This is a genomic window from Rhodococcus sp. B7740, from assembly GCF_000954115.1.
Lineage (GTDB): Bacteria > Actinomycetota > Actinomycetes > Mycobacteriales > Mycobacteriaceae > Rhodococcoides.
The window spans coordinates 1,066,408-1,092,286 of record NZ_CP010797.1; the positions used below are offsets into that span (position 1 = coordinate 1,066,408).

At 65.2% G+C, this 25,879-nt stretch carries 22 protein-coding genes; 5 read left to right on the forward strand and 17 right to left on the reverse strand.

The window, feature by feature from the left end; genetic code table 11:
• Positions 1-15: 15 nt before the first annotated feature.
• Complete coding sequence (locus tag NY08_RS04845; RefSeq protein WP_045199738.1) at positions 16-993, forward strand: 5'-3' exonuclease; 978 nt, start codon at positions 16-18, stop codon at positions 991-993.
• Positions 994-1,012: 19 nt separating this feature from the next.
• On the opposite strand, the gene NY08_RS04850 is transcribed toward NY08_RS04845, so the two are convergent.
• The 7 genes from NY08_RS04850 to pafA form a co-directional block, all read right to left on the reverse strand.
• Positions 1,013-1,921: a DUF4333 domain-containing protein gene (locus NY08_RS04850; protein ID WP_045195194.1), complete on the reverse strand. Its 909-nt coding sequence runs from the start codon at positions 1,919-1,921 to the stop codon at positions 1,013-1,015.
• 94 nt (positions 1,922-2,015) lie between these two features.
• Positions 2,016-4,790 (reverse strand): DEAD/DEAH box helicase, encoded by a 2,775-nt coding sequence (locus NY08_RS04855; RefSeq protein WP_045195196.1) that lies wholly within the window; start codon positions 4,788-4,790, stop codon positions 2,016-2,018.
• 27 nt (positions 4,791-4,817) lie between these two features.
• Positions 4,818-5,789 carry a twin-arginine translocase subunit TatC gene (tatC, locus tag NY08_RS04860; protein ID WP_032398078.1) on the reverse strand — a complete coding sequence of 324 codons (972 nt, stop codon included), beginning with the start codon at positions 5,787-5,789 and terminating at the stop codon, positions 4,818-4,820.
• Positions 5,790-5,899: 110 nt separating this feature from the next.
• On the reverse strand, positions 5,900-6,166 hold the full coding sequence (gene tatA, locus NY08_RS04865; protein WP_045195198.1) for a Sec-independent protein translocase subunit TatA: 267 nt from the start codon (positions 6,164-6,166) through the stop codon (positions 5,900-5,902).
• A gap of 86 nt (positions 6,167-6,252) precedes the next feature.
• Positions 6,253-7,248, reverse strand: coding sequence for a helix-turn-helix transcriptional regulator (locus NY08_RS04870; protein WP_032398076.1), 996 nt, complete (start codon positions 7,246-7,248; stop codon positions 6,253-6,255).
• Positions 7,245-8,237 (reverse strand): helix-turn-helix transcriptional regulator, encoded by a 993-nt coding sequence (locus NY08_RS04875; protein ID WP_032398075.1) that lies wholly within the window; start codon positions 8,235-8,237, stop codon positions 7,245-7,247. Before NY08_RS04875 ends, NY08_RS04870 begins: the two co-directional genes overlap by 4 nt.
• A 61-nt stretch (positions 8,238-8,298) precedes the next feature.
• Positions 8,299-9,657 (reverse strand): Pup--protein ligase, encoded by a 1,359-nt coding sequence (pafA, locus tag NY08_RS04880; RefSeq protein ID WP_176459280.1) that lies wholly within the window; start codon positions 9,655-9,657, stop codon positions 8,299-8,301.
• Between the two features lie 98 nt (positions 9,658-9,755).
• Here pafA and NY08_RS04885 point away from each other — a divergent pair, with 98 nt between their 5' ends.
• Positions 9,756-11,225, forward strand: coding sequence for a bifunctional phosphatase PAP2/diacylglycerol kinase family protein (locus tag NY08_RS04885; RefSeq protein ID WP_045195200.1), 1,470 nt, complete (start codon positions 9,756-9,758; stop codon positions 11,223-11,225).
• Positions 11,226-11,258: 33 nt separating this feature from the next.
• On the opposite strand, the gene prcA is transcribed toward NY08_RS04885, so the two are convergent.
• From prcA to arc, 5 genes are all read right to left on the reverse strand, one after another.
• Positions 11,259-12,032 (reverse strand): proteasome subunit alpha, encoded by a 774-nt coding sequence (gene prcA / locus NY08_RS04890; RefSeq protein ID WP_032398072.1) that lies wholly within the window; start codon positions 12,030-12,032, stop codon positions 11,259-11,261.
• Positions 12,029-12,970 (reverse strand): proteasome subunit beta, encoded by a 942-nt coding sequence (prcB, locus tag NY08_RS04895; RefSeq protein WP_045195202.1) that lies wholly within the window; start codon positions 12,968-12,970, stop codon positions 12,029-12,031. The genes prcA and prcB overlap by 4 nt, the downstream gene beginning before the upstream one ends.
• Positions 12,967-13,161, reverse strand: coding sequence for a ubiquitin-like protein Pup (locus NY08_RS04900; protein WP_008716348.1), 195 nt, complete (start codon positions 13,159-13,161; stop codon positions 12,967-12,969). The genes prcB and NY08_RS04900 overlap by 4 nt, the downstream gene beginning before the upstream one ends.
• A gap of 194 nt (positions 13,162-13,355) precedes the next feature.
• Positions 13,356-14,855 (reverse strand): depupylase/deamidase Dop, encoded by a 1,500-nt coding sequence (gene dop, locus NY08_RS04905; protein WP_032398070.1) that lies wholly within the window; start codon positions 14,853-14,855, stop codon positions 13,356-13,358.
• An 82-nt stretch (positions 14,856-14,937) separates the two neighbouring features.
• Positions 14,938-16,701, reverse strand: a complete 1,764-nt coding sequence (gene arc / locus NY08_RS04910; RefSeq protein WP_045199741.1) for a proteasome ATPase — start codon at positions 16,699-16,701, stop codon at positions 14,938-14,940.
• A 184-nt stretch (positions 16,702-16,885) separates the two neighbouring features.
• Between arc and NY08_RS04915 the strand changes: the two genes are divergently transcribed.
• Positions 16,886-17,371 carry a hypothetical protein gene (locus NY08_RS04915; RefSeq protein ID WP_045199743.1) on the forward strand — a complete coding sequence of 162 codons (486 nt, stop codon included), beginning with the start codon at positions 16,886-16,888 and terminating at the stop codon, positions 17,369-17,371.
• Between the two features lie 34 nt (positions 17,372-17,405).
• On the opposite strand, the gene NY08_RS04920 is transcribed toward NY08_RS04915, so the two are convergent.
• Positions 17,406-18,272 (reverse strand): tRNA (adenine-N1)-methyltransferase, encoded by an 867-nt coding sequence (locus NY08_RS04920; RefSeq protein WP_045199744.1) that lies wholly within the window; start codon positions 18,270-18,272, stop codon positions 17,406-17,408.
• Between the two features lie 358 nt (positions 18,273-18,630).
• Here NY08_RS04920 and NY08_RS04925 point away from each other — a divergent pair, with 358 nt between their 5' ends.
• Both NY08_RS04925 and NY08_RS04930 read left to right on the forward strand, forming a co-directional pair.
• Positions 18,631-19,470, forward strand: coding sequence for a RecB family exonuclease (locus NY08_RS04925; RefSeq protein ID WP_032398468.1), 840 nt, complete (start codon positions 18,631-18,633; stop codon positions 19,468-19,470).
• Complete coding sequence (locus NY08_RS04930) at positions 19,467-20,279, forward strand: thioesterase family protein (protein ID WP_082073696.1); 813 nt, start codon at positions 19,467-19,469, stop codon at positions 20,277-20,279. The genes NY08_RS04925 and NY08_RS04930 overlap by 4 nt, the downstream gene beginning before the upstream one ends.
• 69 nt (positions 20,280-20,348) lie before the next feature.
• Here NY08_RS04930 and hisG read toward each other — a convergent pair whose 3' ends face one another.
• Genes hisG through metH form a run of 4 tightly spaced genes read right to left on the reverse strand, consistent with a single transcriptional unit; the run spans position 20,349 to position 25,803 of the window.
• Entirely contained in the window at positions 20,349-21,200 is an 852-nt protein-coding gene (hisG, locus tag NY08_RS04935; RefSeq protein WP_045195208.1) for an ATP phosphoribosyltransferase, read from the reverse strand.
• Between the two features lie 46 nt (positions 21,201-21,246).
• Positions 21,247-21,510 (reverse strand): phosphoribosyl-ATP diphosphatase, encoded by a 264-nt coding sequence (locus NY08_RS04940; protein ID WP_032398466.1) that lies wholly within the window; start codon positions 21,508-21,510, stop codon positions 21,247-21,249.
• Between the two features lie 50 nt (positions 21,511-21,560).
• Positions 21,561-22,241 carry an HAD family hydrolase gene (locus NY08_RS04945; RefSeq protein WP_032398068.1) on the reverse strand — a complete coding sequence of 227 codons (681 nt, stop codon included), beginning with the start codon at positions 22,239-22,241 and terminating at the stop codon, positions 21,561-21,563.
• Complete coding sequence (metH, locus tag NY08_RS04950; protein WP_045195210.1) at positions 22,234-25,803, reverse strand: methionine synthase; 3,570 nt, start codon at positions 25,801-25,803, stop codon at positions 22,234-22,236. The genes NY08_RS04945 and metH overlap by 8 nt, the downstream gene beginning before the upstream one ends.
• Between the last annotated feature and the right edge of the window lie 76 nt (positions 25,804-25,879).

Sequence of the window (25,879 nt, forward strand, 5' to 3'; positions counted from 1 at the left end):
ATGCCGTACGGCAAGATGAGTTCCATGACCGCCCCCGGAAAGTCTCCGTTGCTGCTCCTCGACGGTGCGAGCCTGTGGTTCAGGGCCTACTACGCACTGCCCGAGTCGATTACGGCCCCCGACGGGCGACCCGTCAATGCCGTTCGCGGCTTCCTCGACATGATCTCGGCGTTGATTGCGCGCACCGAACCCAGCCGACTCGCAGTGTGCCTCGATCTCGACTGGCGCCCACAGTTCCGCGTCGACCTCGTGCCGTCCTACAAGGCGCATCGTGTTGCCGACGCTGCCCCGGAGGTCGCCGAGAGCGAAGAAGTTCCGGAGACACTGACACCACAGGTGGACATGATCATGGATGTGCTCGCCGCATTGGGGATCGCGACCGCAGGCGCAGACGGTCTCGAAGCCGACGACGTGCTGGGAACCCTGGCAGCACGCGAGCGTCAGGACCCGGTGGTCGTGGTCAGCGGGGACAGGGATCTACTTCAGGTCGCCGCCGACGAACCGAACGAGGTGCGCGTTCTGTACGTGGGACGCGGTTTGGCCAAGGCCGAATTGTTCGATCCCGCACTGGTTTCCGAGCGCTACGGTGTTCCGCTTCATCGAGCGGGTGCGGCGTACGCGGAGCTCGCCCTGCTGCGCGGCGATGCCTCGGACGGCCTGCCCGGTGTCAAAGGGATCGGTGAGAAGACGGCATCGACGTTGATGCTGAACTACGAATCCGTCGCTGCGTTGCGCGCTGCGGCCCTCGACCCGGCATCGGACATGGCCAAGGGCATCCGGGCGAAGCTGGCAAACGCGAGCGAGTACCTGGACGCCGCGCTCCCCGTCGTCCGAGTTGTCACCGACGCCGATGTCGTTCTGTCGAAGTCCGACGAGATTCCGGCCGAGCCCGCCGATCTCGACGCGCTGAACACACTCGCCGAAACCCTCGGTATCGAGAACGCCGTGGCCCGCCTCGTCGCTGCGATGGCGGCCACGGCCTCGACTGCCTGAACGGCCGACCGACGCGGGATTACTTGGGTAGGGAGACCTCGTAGTTGGCGTCGTCGTCGAGGAAGGTCAACGTCACCGTCTTGAACGCACCGTCGACCGTCAGGGTGCAATCGACACTGGTCTTTGCCTTGACCTCGATGTTCTGGGGGCAGGACACACCGGAGACGTCGGACGCCCCGTAGGACTCGGTGACGACCGTGCGAATGCCCTCCTCGGCCGCCGCGGTATCGAGGGTGGTCGTGCGGCCGAAGGCGAAGAACAACACCACAGCGATCACTGCGACCACGGCGACGACGGCACCCGCGATGATCAGAGGCTTCTTGGACTGTGATCCGGCCTGCCCTGGCCCCTGCTGATTCGGGTACTGCTGATTCGGATACGGCTGGTTGGGATTCCAGGGCTGCTGCGGCGGCTGTCCGTACTGCCCTTGTCCGTACTGCCCACCACCGAATTGCTGTGGTGCGTAGGGGTTCTGGTAGGCCGCATCGCCCGAAGCAGGCACGCCGGCACCGGGATAGGGCGCGCCGTACTGCTGACCGGCCGGATACTGACCGGTGGGGTTCTGGCCCTGGGGGTAGCCGCCCTGCGGATTCGTGCCCTGGGGGTACTGGCCCTGGGGGTAGCCGCCCTGCGCGTTCGGGGCCTGGGGGTATTGACCCTGCGGGTAGCCGGCAGATGGGTACTGGCCCTGGGGATACTGCCCCTGCGGGTACTGGCCCTGTGGGTACTGGCCGCCGGGCTGCTGCGGGCTCTGCCCGTACGGCGTGGCCGGCGGCTGCCCGTACTGACCCCACGCCGACGGCGTCGGTTGATCGGCCGAGGGGCCGCCGGTTTGCGTCTCCGGCGTGTCGTTCGCGGCACCGTCCTGCTGATCGGGCTTGCGCGACCAGCTGTTGTCCGGATCGGTCGGACCGTATGGGCCGCTCATCTCGCCTCCACTGAAAATTCGGATTCGTCGGGGGTACAGTATCCCGCCCGTACGACTCTCCGCTGTACCGACCCGGCAGTCCGATTCGCTCCTGTCATGCGGCATCGACGGCGACCACACCGCGGCGCAGAGCCGCGATCGCCCGCGCCGCAGTGCGCGAGAGTTCCGGCTCCGGGGCCGCGAGCCGAACCTGATCCAACAGGTCGATCACCTGCCGACACCAGCGCACGAAGTCTCCGCCCGACAGTGCTTTGCCGTTGTCGCCCGCAGTGACGAGAGCATCGACCAACGAATGGTTCGACGCCCACTTGTAGATCGCCTTCACGAATCCCATGTCGGGCTCTCTCGTCGGCGGAAGCTTGTGCCGAACTTCGTCGGACCTCAACTCGTGCCATACCCGCACCGTCTCGGTCAGCGCGTGTCGAATCGGACCCGTCGGACCGTGCGGAGTGATATCGCCCTCCGACCTGGACTCGTAGACCACCGCCGAGACCACCGCCGCCAACTCTGCCGGAGAAAGGCCTTGCCACAGGCCGCCGCGCAGGCATTCGGCGACCAGGAGGTCGGACTCCGAATAGATCCGACTCAGACGTGCGCCATCGTCGGTGACCTTCGGATCCTTGCCTGCCGTCACGTACCCGCGGTCGGCGAGCAACGCCAGGATACGGTCGAACGTTCGGGCGAGGGAGTTCGTCGTCGCCGATACCTTCTGGCGCATCGTTTCGGTCTCCCGAGCCAGCCGGTTGTAGCGCTCACCGGTGCGGCCGAGCTCGTCGCGATCGGGGCGCGCGTGCACCGGATGCGATCGAATGGCTCTCCGAAGCGTGGCCAGTTCCTTGTCGTCCGCTGCGGTCGATTTGCGGCGGACTCGGTCCGACGGCTGCGAGATTCCGCGTGTGACCAGGGCGGCCGCGAGATCGCGCCGGGTCTTGGCGGTGCGATGATCGACGAAGCGCGGAAGGCGCATGGTGCCCAAAGACGTTGCAGGCGAGGGGAAGTCCGCTGCCGAAAGCCGCCCGGCCCATTTGTCCTCGGTCAGTACGAGCGGCCGCGGATCGGCCCGGTCGTCATCCGCCTCCAGGACCACCGCGAGACCGCTGCGGCGACCGGTCGGCACCGAGATCACGTCGCCGCGCCGCAAGGCACGGAGTGAATCGACTGCCTTGTCCCGTCGATCGGACCTGTTCTGGCGTTCGAGGGTCTTCTCACGATCCTTGAGCCGCTCACGCAGCCGCGCATACTCGAAATACTCGCCGTCGGGGCCGCCGAGGCGTGCCCCGAGCGCCTCCAACGTCTGCATGTTCTTCTCGATGCCGCGCACCATCCCGACGACGGACCGGTCGGCCTGGAACTGGGCGAAGGACCGTTCGAGCAACAGACGCGAATCGGCCGCACCGAACTGTTCGATCAGGTTGATCGACATGTTGTATGCCGGCGCGAACGAACTGCGCAGCGGGAAAGTGCGGGTCGACGCCAGACCGGCGACCTCGGTCGGCTCCGTGCCGGGCTGCCACAGCACGACGGCATGCCCCTCGACATCGATACCGCGCCGTCCGGCCCGGCCGGTCAGCTGGGTGTACTCCCCCGGCGTCAACTCGGCGTGTGTCTCACCGTTGAACTTGACCAGCTTCTCGAGCACGACGGTTCGAGCAGGCATGTTGATCCCGAGAGCCAACGTCTCGGTGGCGAAGACCGCCCGGACCAGGCCCTTGACGAACAACTCCTCGACGGTATGCCGAAAGACCGGCAACATCCCGGCGTGGTGAGCGGCGAATCCACGCTCGAGCGCGTCGCGCCACTCCCAGAAGCCCAGGACCTCCAGGTCCTCGCGTGGCAGCTCCGAGGTGTGCTTCTCGACGATGTACCGAATCTCCTCGGCCTGCTCGGGCGTGGTCAGCACCAGCCGCGAACGCATGCACTGGGTCAGCGCGCCGTCACAGCCTGCGCGGCTGAAGATGAATGTGATCGCCGGGAGCAGACCTTCTTCGTCGAGTTTGGCGATCACATCGGGTCGGGCCAGTGGGCGGTTGTTCGCTCCGCTGCCGTGACCGCCACCGCGACCTCCGCCGCCTGCCCGACCGCCTCGGCCTCTGCTGTGTGGTGCATGCCAGCGGTCCATCGAGTCGAGGGACTGACGCTGTTTGACGTGTCGTACGAGTTCCCGATCGACGACGATCTTCTGACTGCCGTCGGCCGACTGGGCTCGCGTGTCGAACAGATCGAACAATCGGCGACCCACCATGATGTGCTGCGACAGGGGTACCGGGCGGTTCTCGTCGACCACGACCGAGGTGTCTCCGCGGACCGTGCTCATCCAGGCACCGAACTCCTCGGCGTTGCTCACCGTGGCCGAGAGGCTGACCAGTCGAACGTCGTCGGACAGGTGCAGGATGACCTCTTCCCACACCGCGCCTCGGAAACGGTCGGCGAGGTAGTGCACCTCGTCCATGACGACGTGCGAGAGACCTCGCAATGCGTCCGAGGATGCGTAGAGCATGTTGCGCAGCACTTCGGTCGTCATGATGACGATGGGGGCATCGGGGTTGATCGACGAGTCTCCGGTCAGCAGCCCGACCGTGTCACGCCCGTACCGCGCGGTCAGCTCGGCGAACTTCTGGTTGCTGAGCGCCTTGATCGGGGTGGTGTAGAAGCACTTGCGCCCGGCGGCGAGCGCCAGGTGCACCGCGAATTCGCCGATGACGGTCTTGCCTGCACCGGTGGGGGCGCAGACCAGAACGCCGTGACCGTTCTCGAGTGCCGTACACGCGTCCACCTGGAACCGATCGAGCGGGAAACCGAGTTCGGACGAAAAGCGTTGCAGCTGGGTGGGTCGGGGGCTCGTCCCCGTATCGACGATCGGCTCGGTCATGCGATCGACCCGACGGTTCGGCCGCGGTCAGATCGTGTCGTCGTACTGTGCCTGCACTCGGGTCGCGGTACCGAAGCCGCTGGACGGCGGTGTCGGAGCGACGGCATCCGGTGACTCGATCGAACTTGCGCCGTCGATGCGCGTTGCTTCGTCATCTGACACATCACCCCATTCGTCTCTTCTCTTGCGCAACTTACGCTTGTCGTGAATCCGCGCAATCTGCACTGCCATCTCGAAGAGCACCGTCAACGCCAAGGCCAAGGCCAGCATCGAGAAAGGGTCCTGCCCCGGAGTCGCGATGGCCGCGAAGACGAACAGCCCGAAGATGAGACCTCGACGCCACGCCTTGAGTCGCTCGTAGGTGAGTACGCCGACGAAATTCAGGGCGACCACCAGCAACGGAATCTCGAAGCTGACGCCGAAGATGATGAGGAGGTTGATCAGGAATCCGAAGTACTGGTCACCGCTGAGCGCGGTGATCTGGACGTTGTCACCGATCGAGAGCAGGAAGTGCAGGCCCTTGGCCACCACGAAGTAGGCCAGGACGGCTCCGGTGACGAACAGCGCCGCGGCTCCGGTCACGAACGAGACCGCGTATCGACGTTCGTTCGCGTACAGACCCGGGGTGATGAACGCCCAGATCTGATACAGCCAGATGGGACAGGCCAGCACGACACCGGCGGTGAACGCGACCTTGAATCGCAACAGGAACTGATCGAACGGCCCGGTCGCCAGCAGACGACACTGGTCGTCGTTGCTCAGATTCGCGCGGAGGCTCGGATCGAGCGTGCAGTAGGGACCCCGTAGGAGGTCGCCGAGGCTCTCGACGCCGAAGATGGTGTGCGAGTACCAGAAGAACCCGAAAGCAGTCGTCAGCGCGACGGCGACCAACGACCACAGGAGCCGGGTTCGCAGCTCGTACAGGTGATCGACCAACGACATCGTGCCGTCGGGATTGACTCGGCGCTTGCTACGCCGCGGATCGAACGGAATGCGCATGGTGTTCTACGGTCAGCCTTCTTCGGTCGGACGACGGCGCGGAGCCGTCACCGACAGCAGTGAACCTTCGGTGCCACCTGGCACCGAAGGTGTGCTGAGCGGCCGTGCGCTCAGGCAGACTTCGCGTCGTGCTGGGTCTCGGTGTTCGGCTGCACGACAGGCGTAGGCGAAGGCAGCTGAGCGGGAGCGGTCGGCTGCTGCGCCGTCGCGGTGTCGGCGTCGGACTTGCCGTCGTTCTGCATCTCCTTCACCTCGCTCTTGAAGATGCGCAACGACCGGCCGAGTCCGCGAGCAGCCTCGGGCAGCTTCTTGGAACCGAACAGAATGATGACGACCACCGCAACGATGGCCCAGTGCCAAGGACTGGTGAATCCCATGCGAACCTCCTACAGATCAGATGAATCGAGCGTACCCGACCGCGGGCATCGCCTCCGGCAGCAGCGGGTGTCGGTTTGCCCCGTGTTCACGTGGGGACGGTGCCGTCCGCGCTGGTGGCATCGAGCTCGGCATACGCATCCAGGGCCGAGCGGGCACGATCGCGGACGGAGTTCACCAAGGATTCAGGTGCCAGTACCGTGACGCCGCCGCCGAAGCCCAAGGTCAATCGAGTCATCCACTGCAGCGTCGCGAACCTCATCGTGACCACGATGGAACCGTCGGCATCCGCGGCGACCTGCGTCATCGGGTAGTAGTCCAGAATCCAGGTGAAGGCCGGCGACACCTTCAGCCGGGCCTGCGAAAGCGAGGGATCGTCGTTGAAGATCTCGAAGGCGTCCTCGTCCTGCACCGATTCCGGAGGCGCGGCGGGTTCGTCGAGTTCGGTTGCCGAGTCGATGCGGTCGAATCGGAACAGCCGCACTCCCTCGGCGCTTCGGCACCACGCCTGGACGTAACTGTTGTCGTCGACGACGACCGTCCTGATCGGGTCCACGGTCCGTTCGGTGACGACATCCCGCGATGCGGAGTAGTAGGTCAGCTGCAGGGCATGCCGGTGACGCAGCGCAGAACGAACGGTACTCGAGACCGGTCCCTCCTCGGCACCTGCGCTGTCGTGATCCGACGAGAGCGGCACGTTGGCCGCAGCCGAGCCCGCTGCGGTCTCGATCTTCGCGATAGCGCGCTGAGCGGCGGACGGGTCGACCATGCCGGGCATGGACGTCAGGGATCGAAGCGCAACCAACAGGGCCGTCGCCTCGGTCGACGTCAGGCGCAGCGGTCGATCGATTCCGGCCGAGAACGTGACGTCGATGCTCTCCTCGGAGAACGACAGATCGATGAGATCACCCGGACCGTAACCGGGCAGACCACACATCCAGAGCTGATTGAGATCGGCCATCAACGTCGCGGTCGACACCCCCAGCTCACGCGCGGCCTCCTCGGCACTCAAGCCGGGATTTGCCATGAAGAACGGCACCATGTTGAGCAACCTGGCCAGCCGAACCGACAGTCGCGCGCTCATCGCTGGTTCTCCACGTCGGCCGCTGTCTGCAGGGTCGAGATCACGTCGGCGCGCAATTCCGCGGGTTCGAGAACCACCGCATCCGCGCCGTGACCGGCGATCAACCGCGAGACCCAATCCCAGGACCGCACGGGCACCTCGACGACCGTGCCGCTTCGGGTGCCGAGACTCTGCACGCCCACCACCGTTCCCATTCTGCGCAATTCCAGCGCCCTTCCGTCCTGCAGCCACACTCGGGCCGTGCCCGATACCGAGGACGTGCCCGCCACTCGGCGGACGATCTCCTGCAGATCGACACCGTCGGGCTTGCGGACGCTCTGCGGGGTGCCGAACGACTTGACCTCGTCGCCGATTCGGGACAGGCGAAATGTGCGGGTGTCGTCGCGGTCCACGTCGTGCCCCACCAGATACCAGCGGCCGCGAAACGTCACGACGCCCCACGGCTCGACGGTTCGGGTGGTGAACGGCTCGGTCAACGACGGGCGGTGTTGGAACCGTACCGACTTTCCGTCGTCGATCGCGGCCAGCAGGGCACCCAGGGCGGGTTCGGAGCCTCGGGTACGGGCGGGAACCGCGGTCACCGCTGCGGCGGACTCGTTCTGGTCGACCTGAATTCCGGCGGCGCGGAGTTTGAGCAACGCACTCTGTGCCGCCGAGGTGAGCTCCGGCGATTCCCACAGTTTGACCGCTACTGCGACGGCGGCCGATTCCTCGCTGGTGAGGTCGATGTCGGGAAGTTCGTAGGCATCGCGGTTGATGCGATAGCCCTCGACGCCGCCGAACCTGGTGGCGGTACCGGTTTCCAACGGGACACCGAGGTCACGCAGTTCGTTCTTGTCTCGCTCGAACATTCTGCTGAACGCTTCGTGGCTCGTGGAGTCGTCGTATCCGGCAACGCTCTCGCGGATCCACTCCGCGGTCAGGAACTGACGTGTCGACAGCAGACAGATGACCAGATTCATCAGGCGTTCGACTTTGGTGGTGGCCACGACAGTCGAGCCTAGTTGCTCACCGGTGGACGCAGCGGTAACGACCCGACTGCGTCCGGCACTACATCGACGCGATCAACCGTTCCACTCGCTCGTCGACCGATCGGAACGGGTCTTTGCAGAGCACGGTTCGCTGAGCCTGGTCGTTCAACTTCAGGTGTACCCAGTCGACGGTGAAGTCGCGACCCGCTTCCTGAGCGGCCGTGATGAATTCTCCGCGCAGCTTGGCCCTGGTGGTCTGCGGCGGCAGATCGACGGCCTCGTCGATCTGCTCGTCCTCGGTGACTCGCTTGGCCAGCCCCTTGCGCTGCAACAGATCGAACACTCCGCGGCCGCGCTTGATGTCGTGGTAGGCGAGGTCCAGCTGAGCGATCTTGGGATCGGACAGCTCCATCGAGTAACGGTCCTGATAACGCTGGAACAGTTTGCGTTTGATGACCCAGTCGATCTCGGTGTCCACCTTCGCGAAATCCTGTGTCTCGATGGCGTCGAGCGTTCGTCCCCACAGGTCGACGACCTGCTCCACCTGAGTGTTCGGCTCGCGCGTCTTGAGATGCTCGACGGCTCGCGAGTAGTACTCGCGCTGGATATCGAGGGCGCTGGCCTGTCGTCCCCCGGCGAGTCGAACGGGGCGACGTCCGGTGAGATCGTGACTGACCTCGCGGATTGCGCGAATCGGATTGTCCAGCGCGAAATCTCGGAAGGACACGCCCGCCTCGATCATCTCGAGAACGAGGGCTGCCGTACCGACCTTGAGCATCGTCGAGGTCTCGGCCATGTTGGAGTCGCCCACGATGACGTGCAGTCGGCGGTACTTCTCGGCGTCGGCGTGCGGCTCGTCGCGCGTGTTGATGATCGGCCGCGAACGAGTGGTGGCCGAGGAGACGCCTTCCCAGATGTGCTCGGCGCGCTGCGACAGGCAGAACGTCGCAGCCTTGGGCGTCTGGAGCACCTTGCCCGCGCCACAGATCAACTGACGCGTGACCAGGAACGGCAGCAGAACGTCCGAGATTCGGGAGAACTCGCCGGCACGTTGGACGAGAAAGTTCTCGTGGCAGCCGTAGGAGTTACCCGCCGAGTCGGTGTTGTTCTTGAACAGATAGATATCGCCGCCGATACCCTCTTCGGCCAGGCGCTGCTCGGCGTCTATCAGCAGGTCCTCCAGTACCCGCTCGCCTGCGCGGTCGTGGGTTACCAGCTGCAACAGACTGTCGCACTCGGCGGTGGCGTACTCGGGATGCGAGCCCACGTCGAGGTACAGGCGGGCTCCGTTGCGAAGAAACACATTCGAGCTGCGACCCCACGAAACGACTCGGCGGAACAGATAGCGAGCCACTTCGTCCGGACTCAGCCGTCGATGTCCGTGGAAAGTACATGTGACACCGAACTCTGTCTCGATGCCCATAATTCGTCGCTGCACACTTCGACACTACAACGCAACCCGCGGATCGATGTGTCGGAGCGCCCCGATGTCGTCCGTCCGTGAGGATGCCGTCGCACGTGCCTAGGCTGGGCGTCATGACATCCACGCGCACCCCGATCTCGACGGCCGTCCACGCGTGGGATCTGTCCCTGGTGGCACGAAGCGCCGCCCTGCGTCAGAGCAGAGCGGACGGTGGACTGCGCGCCCTGAGCAACGCCGCCGATCACGGTCGTCTGTGGCTCGGGGCGGCTGCGCTTCTCGTGGCCGCAGGTGGTCCGGCCCGACGCGGCGGCGTCCGGGGTCTGGTGGCGCTGGCCGGTGCGAGCTCCGTGGCGAACGGGCTGCTCAAACCGCTGTTCCCGCGGACTCGTCCCGATTCCGAGTCCGTTCCCGTCCTGCGTCAGGTTCTGGCTCCGCCGGTGTCGTCGTCGTTTCCCTCGGGCCACTCGGCGTCCGCGGCTGCGTTCGTCACGGCGGTGGCGATCGAATCCCCGGTCGCAGGCGTGCTGCTGGCACCCGTTGCGGCCGCGGTGTGTTACTCGAGGGTCCACGTGGGCGTGCATTGGCCGACGGACGTCATCGCCGGCGCCGCTCTCGGCTCGGCCATCGCGTTGTCCACTCGTCGGTGGTGGGCCGTGCGATCGGAGAGGCCTGCCGATCTCGGCTCCCCGGTCCAGGTCGAGCCACTGCCGGGCGGCCGGGGGCTACTGGTACTCGTCAATCCGGGGTCGGGCACCGATTCGGACGCGGTGCCCGACGCGATCCGTCGAGCACTTCCCGATGCCGATCTGTTCGTGCCGAATCCCGATCAGGACTTCAACGAGCAACTGGAGCAGCGCATTCGGAGCACGTCCCCACGTGCCCTCGGTGTCTGCGGGGGTGACGGAACCGTGGTCAGCGTCGCCGCATCCGCGGTGCGCAACGTATTACCGCTCGCAGCATTTCCGGGTGGCACCCTCAACCATTTCGCGCGCGACACCGGATTGACCGTCGTGCAGGACACCGCTGCCGCCGTGGAAGCGGGCACCGCCGAACTGGTCGACATCGCCGAGGTGTCCATCGACGGCCGCAGTGTGTCGTTCGTCAACACCGCAACGTTCGGTGGCTACCCCGACTCGGTTCGGCTACGTCAGAAATTGCAACGTCGAATCGGCAAATGGCCCGCGGCCGCCATCGCGATGACGCGGGTCCTGGCGGCTGCGGAACCACTGAACATCGGGCTCGACGGCACCGAGCAGTCGGTCTGGATGCTCTTCGTCGGCAACGGCAATTATGTACCGGCCGACCAAGTACCCATGTCTCGCAGCAGTATTCACACCGGCACCCTCGATGTCCGGTTTCTTCCGTCCGAGCCGAAAGCGTCCAGAACCAGACTGCTGTGGGCAACGTTGACCGGCACCCTCGGGTCCTCGCCCGCCTACGTCCGCCGAGCGGTGAAGGAGTTGACCGTCGAGGTGGAGGGTGCCCCCGTTGCCCTCGCGGCCGACGGCGAAGTGGTGGGCGACGGACGAAGGTTCGAGTTCACCAGTGACAAGAACGGCCTCGCGCTCTACCGAAAGCGATAGCGCGCGAGGCCGAACGAGTGTCGGGACCATCGGTCAGGACGGTGGTGCACCTTCGGTGTCGGGTGCCGTCTCGACCGCTGCAGTCGGCGCCGGCAACATGTCCTCCAGCGCAGCCCCGGCAATGCGTCTGAACGCTCGTCGCGGCCGCGCCTGGTCCAGCACCGCGACCTCGAGCGCCGACACCTCGAGAACCTTCTTCTCCGGCTCGCCGCCCGCCGCGGGCGGCGCAGTCGGGCCTGCCGTGAGTGCGTCGACGGCCACACGTACCGCGTCTGCCAGGTCCAGCCCGGCGCGGTAGGTGTCCTTCAGTGCGGCCACGATCGGCTCGGTCGTCCCGCCCATGACGACGAAATCCTGCTCGTCGACGATGGATCCGTCGTAGGTGATGCGGTAGAGCTGCGTGGCGATCGGCTCGTCCTGGTGCGACACCTCCGCGACACAGATCTCGACCTCGTACGGCTTGAGCTGCTCGGTGAAGATCGTGCCGAGTGCTTGCGCGTACGTCTTGGCAAGCGAACGGCCGGTCACGTCGCGCCGATCGTAGGTGTAGCCCTTGATATCGGCGTGCTGGATACCGGCCTTGCGCAGGTTCTCGAACTCGTTGTACTTGCCCACGGCCGCGAAGCCGATCCGGTCGTAGAGTTCGCTCACCTTGTGCAACGCGGTCGAACGGTTCTCGGCGACGAAGAGGACCCCGTCCGCATACGTCAGCACGATGACGCTGCGGCCGCGGCCGATTCCCTTGCGCGCCAACTCCGAACGATCGCGCATGATCTGTTCGGCAGATGCGTAGTACGGCATCGTCATGGTGCGCTACCCCCTTCGCTCACTTGCTGGCCGGCCCGAGTGTGGTGCTCGGCACCGCCGGAATGCGCTGCACTCTCCGTCCGCTCCGCGAGAACCGACCGAGCAGCAGCCGAAATCCTCTCGTGTGCAACGTCGTCCGCCCCGACACTGGTGATGGCAACTGCCGTCGGGTAGATCCCGCGGGTGACGTCAGGACCGCCTGTGGCCGAGTCGTCGTCGGCGGCGTCGTACAGCGATTCCACCGCTGCACGAATCGCCTCCTCCTCGGTCATTCCGGGGCGATAGAGCTTCTTGAGCGCGGACTTGGCGAACAACGAGCCCGATCCCACGGCGTGGTAACCCGAACGCTCCTCGTATCGCCCGCCGACCACGTCGTAGGAGACGATGCGTCCGGCTCGATCCGGGTCCGAGATGTCGATGTCGAATCCGACCAGCAACGGGACGGCGGCGAGCCCCTGCATCGCGGCACCGAGGTTGCTTCGCACCATCGACGACAGCTTGTTGGCCTTGCCGTTGAACGTGAGCGGCACGCCTTCGATCTTCTCGTAGTGCTCGAGTTCGACGGCGAAGAGCCGAACCAGCTCGATCGCGATGCCCGCGGTTCCGGCGATACCCGCGGCGGAGTAGTCGTCGGTGACGTAGACCTTCTGCATGTCGCGGTTGGCGATCAGATTGCCCTGCGTGGCCCGCCGGTCACCCGCGATCAGAACGCCGCCTGCGTAGGTCAGTGCAACGATCGTCGTCCCGTGTGGAGCGATCCCGGACTTGTCCGAGCAGCCATTAGCGGTATTGGTCGCCAGATCCGCCGCGATACCGCTCTCGGGCAACAGATGAGGGGCGTGCCGACGAAGATAATCGGAGAACGACGAGCTGCTCGTCCCGAATGGGATCGCCGTTCCGTCGCCTGCCGACCGTGGGTCCGAACGATCCACCGTCACTGGCCGCCCTTCTGAACGTAGGCGCGGACGAAGTCCTCGGCGTTTTCCTCGAGCACGTCGTCGATCTCGTCGAGAAGGTCGTCGGTCTCCTCGGCCAGCTTCTCGCGTCGTTCCTGACCACCGGCTCCGGTGTCGCCGGGAACCTCATCGTCGTCGCCGCCGCCAGAGCGCCGTGTCTGCTCCTGTGCCATAGTCGCCGACCTCCTCCGTGTATCGAGAAAACAGATCTACTGCACTCTCACCGGTCGATCCGAGGTGCACCGTCGTGGATGTGCAAGTGCAACCGAACGTTCCGCCGAAAGTGCACGGACCTTTACCCTACCGACTGACCGACTCCGCCGGTCGACAAGACACCGCCTTTGGTCGGCGTCGGTCCCGGGGTGCGTCAGTTGGTGAGCTGATCGACGAGCTCTGCGGCGCTGTCGACCGACTCGAGCAGCGCACCGACGTGCGATTTGGTGCCCCGGAGCGGCTCGAGAGTCGGGATGCGAACGAGGGAGTCACCGCCGAGATCGAAGATGACCGAGTCCCAGCTCGCCGCAGCGATGTCTGCTCCGAACTTGCGCAGGCATTCGCCGCGGAAGTACGCCCTCGTGTCCTCCGGCGGCGTGCCGACGGCATCGAGCACCTGCTGTTCGGTGACCAGTCGATCCATCGACCCACGAGCGACCAGCCGGTTGTACAGGCCTTTGTCCAGCCGAACATCGGAGTACTGCAGATCGACCAGATGCAGCCGCGGAGCCGACCACCCGAGCCCCTCGCGCTGGCGGAATCCTTCCAGCAGGCGCAGTTTCGCGGGCCAGTCCAGCAGATGGGCGCACTCCATCGGATCCCGCTCGAGAAGGTCGAGGACCATGGCCCACTTGTCGAGCACGTCGAGTGCGCGCGCATCGTCACTGCCCTCGGCAGCGACGAACTTGGCAACGCGCTGGTGGTAGATCCGCTGCAGCGCAAGCCCGGTCAGTTCGCGGCCGTCGGCGAGAGCGACGGCCTTGCGCAGCGTCGGATCGTGGCTGATCTGATGGACTGCGGTCACCGGCCTGGCCAGCTGCAGATCGGACAGGTCGACGCCGGCTTCGATGATGTCGAGCACGAGCGCTGTGGTGCCGACCTTGAGGTAGGTCGACATCTCGGCGAGATTGGCGTCGCCGATGATGCAGTGCAGGCGGCGATACTTGTCCGCGTCCGCGTGCGGTTCGTCGCGCGTGTTGATGATGCCGCGTTTGAGGGTGGTCTCGAGGCCCACCTCCACCTCGATGTAATCCGCCCGCTGCGAGAGCTGGAAGCCTGCCTCGTCGCCGGACTGGCCGATCCCGACGCGTCCGGACCCGGTGATGACCTGCCTCGAAGCGAAGAACGGCGACAGACCCGCGATGACCGCCGAGAACGGCGTCTCGCGCGACATCAGGTAGTTCTCGTGAGTGCCGTACGACGCGCCCTTACCGTCGACGTTGTTCTTGTACAGCTGCAGGCGCGGCGCTCCCGGGACGCTCGACGCATGGCGGGCTGCGGCTTCCATCACGCGCTCGCCTGCCTTGTCCCAGATGACTGCGTCCAGCGGGTCACGTACCTCCGGAGCCGAGTACTCGGGGTGGGCGTGATCGACGTACAGGCGAGCACCGTTGGTGAGAATCATGTTGGCTGCGCCGATCTCGTCGGCGTCGATCACCGGTGCGGGGCCACTGAAGCGTCCGAGGTCGAAGCCGCGTGCGTCACGCAGCGGCGATTCGACCTCGTAGTCCCAGCGCGTGCGCTTGGCCCGGGGAACTCCGGCGGCCGCCGCGTAGGCGAGCACTGCCTGGGTCGACGTCAGGATCGGGTTGGCGGTGGGTTCGGTGGGCGAAGAAATGCCGTACTCGACCTCGATACCGATGATGCGCTGCATGTGTCGAGCCTAGACGTCGACCGAAGAGCGCATTCGGGGCGCGCCCTGTGCGGACGCGCCCCGAAAGTGGTGTTGGACGAAGCTACAGGTACTGGCCGGTGTTGGCCTCGGTGTCGATCGCCCGGCTCGCGCTGGCGTTCTTGCCGGTGACCAGCGTGCGAATGTAGACGATCCGCTCGCCCTTCTTGCCGGAGATTCGAGCCCAGTCGTCCGGGTTCGTGGTGTTCGGCAGGTCTTCGTTCTCGGCGAACTCGTCGACGATGGAGTCGAAGAGATGCTGAATCCGCAGACCGCTGTTTCCGGTTTCGAGTACCGACTTGATGGCGTACTTCTTCGCGCGGTCCACGATGTTCTGGATCATGGCCCCGGAGTTGAAGTCCTTGAAGTACAGAACCTCCTTGTCGCCGTTGGCATACGTCACCTCGAGGAAGCGGTTGTCGTCGCTTTCGGCGTACATGCGCTCGACGACGCGGTCGATCATCCCTCGGATGCAGGCTGCGCGGTCTCCAGCGAACTCCGCGACGTCGTCGGCGTTGACCGGCAGCGAATCGGTCAGGTACTTGGAGAAGATGTCCTGTGCCGATTCGGCGTCGGGCCGCTCGATCTTGATCTTGACGTCCAGGCGACCGGGCCGCAGGATCGCGGGGTCGATCATGTCCTCACGGTTGGAGGCACCGATGACGATGACGTTCTCCAGCCCCTCGACGCCGTCGATCTCGGCGAGCAGCTGCGGAACGACCGTCGTCTCGACGTCGGACGAGACGCCCGAACCGCGGGTTCGGAAGATCGAGTCCATCTCGTCGAAGAACACGATGACCGGGGTGCCCTCGGACGCCTTCTCCCGTGCGCGCTGGAAGATCATGCGGATGTGCCGCTCGGTCTCGCCGACGAACTTGTTGAGCAGTTCGGGGCCCTTGATGTTGAGGAAGAACGACTTCGCTTCCTTGGCGTCCTGCCCGCGGGCCTCGGCGATCTTCTTGGCCAACGAATTGGCAACGGCCTTGGCGATCAACGTCTTTCCACAACCGGGAGGGCCGTAGAGCAGCACACCCTTGGGTGGACGCAGGGAGTACTCGCGGAACAGATCCTTGTGCAGGAACGGGAGTTCGACGGCGTCGCGAATCTGCTCGATCTGTCGCCCGAGACCACCGATGTCCTCGTATCCGACGTCCGGCACCTCTTCGAGGACCAGGTCCTCCACCTCGGCCTTGGGGACACGTTCGAAGGCGTAGCCGGCCTTGGTGTCGACGAGCAAGGAATCGCCGGGGCGAAGTTTGCGGGACGGTTCGTCCGGGTCGATCGGACCCTCGTCGTTGACCATGTCGATCAACGGCTTGGCCAGCCACACGACTCGTTCCTCGTCGGCGTGACCGACGACGAGTGCCCTCGACCCGTCGCCCAGAAGCTCACGCAGAGTGCTGATCTCGCCGACCTGGTCGAAGGTGCAGGCCTCGACGATGGTCAACGCTTCGTTCAGTCGCACCGTCTGTCCCGGTGCGAGTGAATCGGCCTCGATGTTCGGTGAACACGTCAGCCTCATCTTGCGTCCCGAGGTGAACACGTCGACCGTGCCGTCCTCGAACACGCTCAGCAGAACGCCGTAGCCGCTCGGTGGTTGGCCGAGGCGATCCACCTCCTCTCGGAGCGCGATGAGCTGCTGTCTCGCCTCTTTGAGGGTGTCCATCAGTTTCGCGTTGCGCAGAGACAGTGAATCGACGCGACCTTCGAGTTCGCGTACCTGCTCGGGGGACTCCCCCAGTTGACGGCGCAGCGAAGCAGCTTCGGCTCGCACGGCGTCCAGTTCGGCTCTGGCCGCGGCCACATCCGGATTGTCTGTTGAGCTCATGAGCGACTCCTCCCAGTGACGATCTATCAACGCTACCGGCACCGGCCCGAATGTGCGGACCGACACCACGATCGGGACGTGTGAGCACTGCGTCTCGACCGCACCGAGCGTCGGTCGAATTCATGTTAGCCTCACCTGACCAAACAGCGGACCGACCACGGAATCAGGGGCTTCACCAGTGAAGATGCGTAATTTCTCGGTAGCTGTCGCGCTCGCGACGGCGGTGATGTCGGTAGCCGGGTGCAGCTCGGCCGATGAATCCGATCAGACCGATCACAATTCGACGTCGGCCGCCGAGAGCAGCGTTCCGGCAGCCGATGCGCCCGCCGTCGCGCCGCCGACATCCGGTGAACTCGAAGCATCGCTGCTGCAATTGGTGGCCCCGAACGTCGACGCAGCGACGAAGGCGGCGTCGGTCGAGAACGGGCAGGCACGCCTGACCAACCTCGAAACGATGACCGCGGCCCTGGCGAACTACGGCGCGATCACGTTCGAGGTTGCCGAACCGACGGTCGAGGGCGAGACGTCGACCGCCGACGTCGCGATCGCCACCCCACGGGGAACGGCAGCTCCGTCCCCTCAGACCTGGGTGCTGATCGATGGCAACTGGAAGCTCTCGGATGCCAGCACCTGCCGGATTCTCGCTATGGGACAGGCTCCCTGCGCCTAGACCGAGAGGTCGGAATCCTCGCCGACGCCGATCGTCAGCCCTTGCCCGATCGACGCTGCGGCTTCGGCGTGACGGTGCCCTCGGCGAGGCGTCGAACACTCACGAGGAATGCGGTGTGCCCCTGCATCCGATGCTCGGGCCGAACCGCCAGTCCCACGACGTGCCAACCGCGCACCATCGACTCCCACGAACGGGGTTCGGTCCAGCATTCCTGTGCGCGTAGGGCTTCGACGACCTTGGACAGCTGCGTCACCGTTGCGACGTACACCAACAGCACTCCGCCCGGAACGAGAGCTTTCGATACGGCGGGCAGTGCGTCCCAGGGGGCCAGCATGTCCAGAACGACCCGATCCACCTGCTCCCCCGGTCGATCGACACCGAACCGATCCACGTCGGCCACCGTCAGGTGCCAGTTGGACGGCCGCTCGCCGAAGAACGTCTCGACGTTCTTGATCGCGTAGTCGGCATGGTCCTGGCGGATCTCGTAGGAGATGACCGTTCCTTCCGTACCCACCGCACGCAGCAGCGAGCACGTCAGAGCGCCCGATCCGGCACCGGCCTCGAGTACGCGGGCTCCGGGGAACATATCGCCCTCGTGGACGATCTGGGCTGCATCCTTGGGGTAGATGACCTGCGCGCCACGCGGCATCGACAGCACGTAGTCGGTCAACAGCGGCCGAAGCGCGAGGTAGGGGGTGCCGTTGACGGACGTGACGACGCTGCCCTCGTCCGCCCCGAGCAGTTTGTCGTGGGTGATCCCGCCCCGGTGCGTGTGGAATTCCTTGCCCGCCTCGAGCACCACCGTGTAGTGACGGCCCTTGCCGTCGGTGAGCTGGACTCGGTCTCCGACGCGGAACGGACCGCTGCGGGCGGGTCCGGTCGGTACCGGCTCGACGGGCATCCCGTCGTCGATCGTCGTAGCGTCGTCGAGTTCGATCTCGTCGACGGTCGCGGTGACCACCTCGTCTGCACCTGGAGCCGGAACGTCGACGATCGCGTCGACCTCGGAACCGTCGCTTGCCGCGGACGCGGAATCACCGAAGGACACAGCATCACCGGACGGCACAGCGGAACCTGCTTTCGTTGCTCTGTTCGACGCCCGACCTGTTGGTCCGACACCTGGGACGACTCGACGTGCCAGACTACGGCCTTGACCGAAGATGTCGGACCAACGGCATAGTCTCGCAGTCGTGAGTATTTCCGTGTCGACGCCCATCGACTTGCCTCTACTCGACCTCGGCGACAGCGCGCGACCGCCACTGGCGGTGCCGAGCCCCCGCAGCACGCCGGCGTTGTCGCCCTCCCGCGCAGGCGATTTCAAGCAGTGTCCTCTCCTCTACCGCTTTCGCGCGGTCGACCGCATTCCGGAGGTCTCCACCGAAGCTCAGGTCAAGGGAACTGTGGTGCATGCCGCACTGGAGGCTCTCTACGCGCTGCCTGCGCAGGACCGCGTGCCGACGACTGCGCGCGACCTGGTGGATCCGGCGTGGGAGCGAGTGGTTGCCCAGTCGCCCGCCATCGAGTCGTTGGTTCCGGCCGACGAGCGGACGGCCTTTCTCGATCGCGCTCGGGCTCTGGTCGCCGGGTACTACGAACTCGAGGACCCCACTCACTTCGAGCCCGAGTCCTGCGAGCAACGGGTGGAGATCGATCTGGACGACGGCACGCCGCTTCGGGGATTCATCGATCGAATCGACGTCGCACCCAACGGCATGATTCGCGTCGTCGACTACAAAACCGGTCGGGCACCGCGGGAGTTCACCGAGTCCAAGGCGCTGTTCCAGATGAAGTTCTACGCCCTGATGATCATGCGCATGCGCGGCGTCGTTCCGGCGCAACTGAAATTGATGTATCTCGCCGACAAGCAGGAACTGACCTACGCTCCGGACGAAGACGAGCTGCGCAGGTTCGAGCGCATGCTGTCTGCCATCTGGAAAGCGATTCTGGCTGCAGGCGAGACCGGTGACTTCCGCGCCAAGAAGGGCGCACTGTGCAAGTGGTGCGACCACCAGGCCCTGTGCCCCGAGTTCGGCGGCACTCCCCCGCCGTATCCGGGTTGGCCGCAGACGGCCCAGGCTTCTGCGGTGTCCGAGCAGTGACGATTCCGAACGCCTTCTTCGTCCCCGCCGGTCTCGGCAGTGAAGGCCACGAGAGGGTCACCGCCACCGAGCACACCGTCAGCCTGTGGGCACCGACGATGCAGCACGGGGCACCGCCGTCCGCCCTGTTGGTCCGTGCACTCGAGCGCGTCGACGCGCGCGAGGACACTCGGATCAGTCGGGTGGCCGTGGACATCCTCGGACCGGTTCCGGTCGGCGACATCGAGATCCGAGCATGGACGGAGCGTCCCGGTACCAATATCGAGCTCGTCGTGGCGGAACTGTGGGCGGCCGGTGCCTCGGGAACTGCGCGCGCTGTCGCCCGGGGCAGCGCATGGCGTATGCGCACCACGCCGACGGACGACGTGGCTCACTCGGGCGATCCGGTGATGCGACCGGTGAGCGACGGTGTCGACTACACCTTCGGTGGCACCTGGTCGTCGGGTTATCTCGACGCCGTCGAGTTCAAGATCCTCACCGGACTCGGAGCCGACGGACCGGGTGAGATCTGGGCCAGGCCCACACCCGTTCTCGTGCAGGGTGAATCGATGACATCCCTGGAACGACTCTTCTCGATTGCGGACATCGCCAACGGCATCGGTGCGAAACTGCCGATCGACGAATGGACGTTCTTGAACACCGACCTGACCGTGCACGTGTTCCGAGTGCCGCAGGGTGAATGGGTAGGAGTCTCGGCGGAGACCTCCACCGGTCCCGACGGTATCGCCATGTGTGCAGGCACGCTCAGTGACGAACTGGGACCGGTCGGGCGCATCGCGCAGACGGTATTGGTTCGGCGTCGCACCTGACGAGCGACAACGATCGGGGCACCCGCGGCGCGCACGCAACGCGCGACACGACCCGTCGGCTGCCCGGACTCAGAATGCTCGACAGGACCTGATGTCGGAAGCGAGGATCGCCTTGGCACCCAGCTCGGCGAGCTGATCCATGACGTTGTTGTGGACCTTGCGAGAAACCATGGCGCGCACGGCAACCCAGTTGTCGTCGACCATCGGGGCGAGGGTCGGCGATTCGATTCCCGGGGTGATCTTCACGGCCTCGTCGAGGATCGCCTTGGGGCAGTCGTAATCGAGCATCAGGTACTGCTGCGCGAAGACGACGCCCTGGACACGGGCGATGAGTTGCTTTCGTGCGGAGTCGGTGCCCGGAGCGCCTGCTCGTTCGATCAACACACCCTCCGAATCGCAGAGAGAGTCGCCGAAGGCCACGAGGTTGTTCTGACGCAACGAACGTCCCGACTCCACCACGTCGGCGATCGCGTCGGCCACACCGAGCTGGATGGAGATCTCGACCGCACCGTCGAGGCGGATGACCGTAGCCTCGAGTCCTCTGGCGGCCAGATCCTTACGCACCAGATTGGGATAGGACGTGGCGATGCGCAGTCCGCCCAGGTCCTCGGGTGCCCACTGCTTGCCCGCGGGTGCGGCGTAGCGGAAGGTCGATCGGCCGAACCCGAGTGCCAGCCGTTCCTCGACCGCGGCACCGGAATCGAGCGCCAGGTCGCGTCCGGTGATACCCAGATCCAATTGCCCGGATCCGACGTAGATCGCGATGTCCTTGGGGCGGAGAAAGAAGAACTCGACGCCGTTCGCCGGATCGAGAACCGTCAGGTCCTTCGAGTCGCTTCGGCGTCGGTAGCCGGCTTCACTGAGAATCTCGGCGGCGGACTCGGAAAGAGCGCCCTTGTTGGGTACGGCTACGCGCAGCATGGAGTGTCCTTGTTCGACGAGTTCGTGAGCGACAAGCGGATCGAACTCACAGATGTTTGTAGACGTCCTCGAGTTCGAGGCCTCTGCCCACCATCATCACCTGGACCCAGTAGAGAAGCTGCGAAATCTCCTCGGCGAGCGCCTCGTCGCTCTCGTGCTCGGCAGCGATCCACACTTCACCTGCTTCTTCGAGGACCTTCTTGCCCTGGAAATGAACTCCAGCGTCCAACGCTGCGACGGTGCCCGAACCCTCGGGACGGGTCTTCGAGCGATCGGTGAGCTCGGCGAACAGCGAATCGAAAGTCTTCACGACTGGATATTCTTTCACGTCGTCACTCGGGTACACGAATACGGTCGAGATTAGGGCGTTCGGCCCGACCAGGCCCGGCGAACGTCCTCGGCAGTGAGTCCGACGAGACCGTCGCGAATCGTGTATCCGGGTGCCGCCTGCACTGCGATCTCGGAGGGAACCACCAACACCGGACACCCCGCCGTGTGGGCAGAGAGCGATCCGGTGGGCGAATCCTCGACCGCAAGGCACGACGCGGCCTCGAGTCCGAGCAACGCAGCACCGCGCAGGTACGGTGCCGGGTGAGGTTTGCCTGCCTCGACCTCGTCGCCGGTGACGGTGATGTCGAAGTACTCGCGGCCCAGGGTGTCCAGTGCCCGCTCGACCAGACCGCGTTCGGTGTTGGTGACCAGCCCAGTGGACAGGCCCATCTCGCGCACGAGCGCAAGGGCGTCCTTGGCACCTGGTCGCCACGGAATCCCCTCGGCGAACAGGTCTCCGACGCGGGCGGTCAGCCATTCGCGCCCCTCGGCCAGATGATCGTCGGTGACCTCCACCGAGGCGTTGGCCAGCACCTTGCTCAGCGCGTCCCGCATCGAGTTACCGAGGGTGCTCTCGCGTACTTCCGCGCTGAGTTCGGTTCCCAGGGAGCGGGAGTACTCACCGATAGCGACGTCCCAGATCTTCTCCGAGTCGAGCAGTGTGCCGTCCATGTCCCACAGGACACCGTGCAGGTGAGTTGGACTAGACATTGAAGTACTTGGCCTCCGGGTGATGAAGCACGAATGCATCGGTCGACTGTTCGGGGTGCAACTGCAGTTCCTCGGAGAGCTTCACGCCGATCCGCTCGGGTTCGAGAAGCGCGGCGAGCTTGATGCGGTCCTCGAGATCCGGGCAGGCTCCGTAGCCGAACGAGTAACGCGCACCGCGATATTCGAGTTTGAAGAAGCCTTCGGCCTCGGTGGGATCCTCCGAGGCAACGGAATTGCCGTCGGACAGCTTCAGTTCCTCGCGTACCCGGCGATGCCAGTACTCGGCCAAGGCCTCGGTGAGCTGAACTCCGATTCCGTGGACCTCGAGGTAGTCGCGGTACGAGTCGGCAGCGAACAGCTCGTTGGCGAAGTCCGCGATGGGCTGCCCCATCGTCACCAGGTTCATCGGCAGAACATCGACCTGGCCCGATTCCCGTGCAGCCGAACGCGATCGAACGAAGTCCGCGATGCACAGGAACCGGTCGCGGTGCTGACGCGGGAACGTGAATCGGAAGCGTTCGGGCGCGTCGGGTTCGGGTTCGGTGAGCACGACGACGTCGTCGCCCTCCGACACCGCCGGGAAGTATCCGTACACCAACGCCGCATGCGCGAGGATGCCGTCGGTGCTCAGGCGATCCAACCAATAACGCAGGCGCGGTTTGCCTTCCGATTCCACCAGATCCTCGTACGTGGCACCTTCGCCCTTACGTGCACCGCGCAGACCCCACTGCCCCAGGAACAGAGCCCGCTCGTCGAGCAGCCCCGAGTACTCCGACAGCGACACGCCCTTGACGATGCGCGTGCCCCAGAAGGGTGGCACCGGGATATCGATATCGGCAGCGACATCGGATCGCTCGGGCACGACCACCGGTGCCTCGGCGGCCTTGCGCTTCTCCGCGATTCGCTTGGAGCGCTCGTGACGTTCCTTGCGCTCGGCCGCCTTGGCCTTCGATGCGAGTGCCTCGGGGCTGTCCGGAGCCGGACCGCCGCCACGCTTGGTTGTCATGATGGTGTCCATCAACCGAAGACCTTCGAACGCGTCTCGCGCATAGTGCACGTCGCCTTCGTAGACGTCCTGCAGATCGTTCTCGACATAGGACCGCGTCAGCGCGGCTCCGCCGAGGAGCACCGGGAATTGCTCGGCGACACCGCGCGAGTTGAGTTCGATCAGGTTGTCCTTCATGACCACCGTCGACTTCACCAGCAGCCCGGACATGCCGATCACGTCGGCGCGCTTGTCGATCGCGGCTTCCAGAATGGTCGAAATCGGTTGCTTGATACCGAGATTGACCACCTCGTAGCCGTTGTTGCTCAAGATGATGTCGACGAGGTTCTTGCCGATGTCGTGCACGTCGCCCTTGACGGTACCGAGCACGATGCGGCCCTTGCCGTCGTCGTCGGTCGCCTCCATGTGCGGCTCGAGGTACGCCACAGCAGCTTTCATCACCTCGGCGGAGGCGAGCACGAACGGCAGCTGCATCTGCCCGGAGCCGAACAGCTCGCCCACGGTCTTCATCCCCGAGAGCAACGTCTCGTTGATGATCTCGAGCGGCGGCTTCTCGGTCATCGCGGTGTCGAGATCGGCGTCGAGGCCGTTGCGCTCACCGTCGACGATGCGCCGTTCGAGTCGCTCGAACAGCGGCAGTCGGCCGAGTTCCTCGGCGCGGGATTCGCGAGCGGAGGCCGCGGAGACGCCCTCGAAGAGCTGCATGAGCTTCTGCAGCGGGTCGTAGCCTTCGCGGCGGCGGTCGTACACCAGATCCAGAGCGGTCTCGCGTTGCTCGTCGGGAATCTTGTTCATCGGCAAGATCTTCGAGGCATGCACGATGGCGGTGTCGAGACCGGCCTGGGTGCATTCGTGCAGAAAAACCGAGTTCAGCACCTGCCGGGCAGCAGGATTGAGACCGAACGAGATGTTCGACAACCCGAGGGTGGTGTGCACCTTCGGGTACTTCTCCTTGAGCTGGCGGATCGCCTCGATGGTCTCGATGCCGTCGCGTCGAACCTCTTCCTGGCCGGTGGAAATCGGGAAGGTGAGGGTGTCGACGATGATGTCCTCGTGGCGCAGGCCCCAGTTCTCGGTGATGTCGGTGATCAGGCGATCGGCGACACGCACCTTCCACTCGGCAGTACGCGCCTGCCCCTCCTCGTCGATGGTCAGAGCGACGACGGCGGCACCGTGTTCCTTCACCAGACGCATGATCTTCTGGAACCGCGAATCGGGACCGTCGCCGTCCTCGTAGTTGACGGAGTTGACGGCGCTACGTCCACCGAGGTGCTCGAGGCCGGCCTCGAGCACGGCCGGTTCGGTGGAGTCGAGCATGATCGGCAGCGTCGACGCAGTCGCCAATCTGCTGGCCAGTGCCGCCATGTCGGCGGCACCGTCGCGGCCGACGTAGTCCACGTTGAGGTCCAACATGTGCGCACCGTCGCGCGTCTGATCCTTGGCGATGTCGAGGCACTTCTCGTAGTCCTCGGCGAGCATCGCGTCACGAAATGCCTTGGAGCCGTTGGAGTTGGTGCGCTCACCGATCATCAGGATGCTGGCGTCCTGCTCGAACGGCACGGCGGTGTAGAGCGAGGACACGCCCGGCTCGGGTGCAGGCCGACGTTCCAGTTTCGTTGCCCCGTGGACCATGTCGGCAACCTGGCGGATGTGTTCGGGCGTGGTGCCACAGCAACCGCCGACCAGAGCCAACCCGTACTCGTTGACGAAACCGCTCAGAGCCTCGGCCAGTTCGGGGGCGGTCAGGGGGTACTCGGCACCCTTCGCGCCCAGCGTCGGCAGGCCGGCGTTGGGCATGACCGACACCGGAAGTCGTGAATGCTTGGACAGATGCCGCAGATGCTCGCTCATCTCGGCCGGACCGGTCGCACAATTGAGCCCGATCATGTCGATACCGAGGGGTTCGAGTGCGGTCAGTGCGGCACCGATCTCGCTGCCGACGAGCATCGCGCCCGTCGTCTCGACGGTGACGTGGGTGATGATCGGGATGCGGACGCCGAGGCGGTCCATCGCATGCTGACTGCCGATGATCGCGGCTTTGACCTGCAGTAGATCCTGGCAGGTCTCGACCAGGATGGCATCGGCACCGCCGTCGATCATGCCGAGGGCGGCCTCGGTGTACGCGTCGCGCAGTCGGGCGAAGGGAGCGTGTCCGAGGGTGGGGAGCTTGGTGCCCGGGCCCATCGAGCCCAGCACGTAGCGGCCCATTCCATCGCGGCCGGGGCCCATCTCGTCGGCGGTCTCGCGCGCGAGACGGGTGCCCTTCTCCGCGAGTTCACGGATGCGGTCCTCGATGTCGTAGTCGGCGAGGTTCGGCAGGTTGCACCCGAAGGTGTTGGTCTCGACGGCGTCCGCGCCTGCCGCGAAGTACTCGCGGTGGATCTCCCGCAGGACGTCCGGCCGGGTGTCGTTGAGGATTTCGTTGCAGCCTTCGAGACCGATGAAGTCGTCGAGAGTCAGCTCGGCATCCTGGAGCATCGTGCCCATCGCGCCGTCGCCGATGACAACGCGACGTGAAATCGCATCGAGCAGACTGGGCTTGTGTTCAGCGGGCATCACTACAGAGTAGTGGGCACCGAAGTTACGTCGGGTCGTAGGCTGTCGTGGTGAGTCCCCGAAACCTCGATGGCCA

Coding starts and splice junctions, on each gene's coding strand:
- NY08_RS04845 (WP_045199738.1), top strand. CDS start 16: ATGAGTTCCATGACCGCCCCCGGAAAGTCTCCGTTGCTGCTCCTCGAC.
- NY08_RS04850 (WP_045195194.1), bottom strand. CDS start 1,921: ATGAGCGGCCCATACGGTCCGACCGATCCGGACAACAGCTGGTCGCGC.
- NY08_RS04855 (WP_045195196.1), bottom strand. CDS start 4,790: ATGACCGAGCCGATCGTCGATACGGGGACGAGCCCCCGACCCACCCAG.
- tatC (WP_032398078.1), bottom strand. CDS start 5,789: ATGCGCATTCCGTTCGATCCGCGGCGTAGCAAGCGCCGAGTCAATCCC.
- tatA (WP_045195198.1), bottom strand. CDS start 6,166: ATGGGATTCACCAGTCCTTGGCACTGGGCCATCGTTGCGGTGGTCGTC.
- NY08_RS04870 (WP_032398076.1), bottom strand. CDS start 7,248: ATGAGCGCGCGACTGTCGGTTCGGCTGGCCAGGTTGCTCAACATGGTG.
- NY08_RS04885 (WP_045195200.1), top strand. CDS start 9,756: ATGACATCCACGCGCACCCCGATCTCGACGGCCGTCCACGCGTGGGAT.
- prcA (WP_032398072.1), bottom strand. CDS start 12,032: ATGACGATGCCGTACTACGCATCTGCCGAACAGATCATGCGCGATCGT.
- NY08_RS04900 (WP_008716348.1), bottom strand. CDS start 13,161: ATGGCACAGGAGCAGACACGGCGCTCTGGCGGCGGCGACGACGATGAG.
- dop (WP_032398070.1), bottom strand. CDS start 14,855: ATGCAGCGCATCATCGGTATCGAGGTCGAGTACGGCATTTCTTCGCCC.
- arc (WP_045199741.1), bottom strand. CDS start 16,701: ATGAGCTCAACAGACAATCCGGATGTGGCCGCGGCCAGAGCCGAACTG.
- NY08_RS04915 (WP_045199743.1), top strand. CDS start 16,886: ATGCGTAATTTCTCGGTAGCTGTCGCGCTCGCGACGGCGGTGATGTCG.
- NY08_RS04920 (WP_045199744.1), bottom strand. CDS start 18,272: ATGCCCGTCGAGCCGGTACCGACCGGACCCGCCCGCAGCGGTCCGTTC.
- hisG (WP_045195208.1), bottom strand. CDS start 21,200: ATGCTGCGCGTAGCCGTACCCAACAAGGGCGCTCTTTCCGAGTCCGCC.
- NY08_RS04945 (WP_032398068.1), bottom strand. CDS start 22,241: ATGTCTAGTCCAACTCACCTGCACGGTGTCCTGTGGGACATGGACGGC.
- metH (WP_045195210.1), bottom strand. CDS start 25,803: ATGCCCGCTGAACACAAGCCCAGTCTGCTCGATGCGATTTCACGTCGC.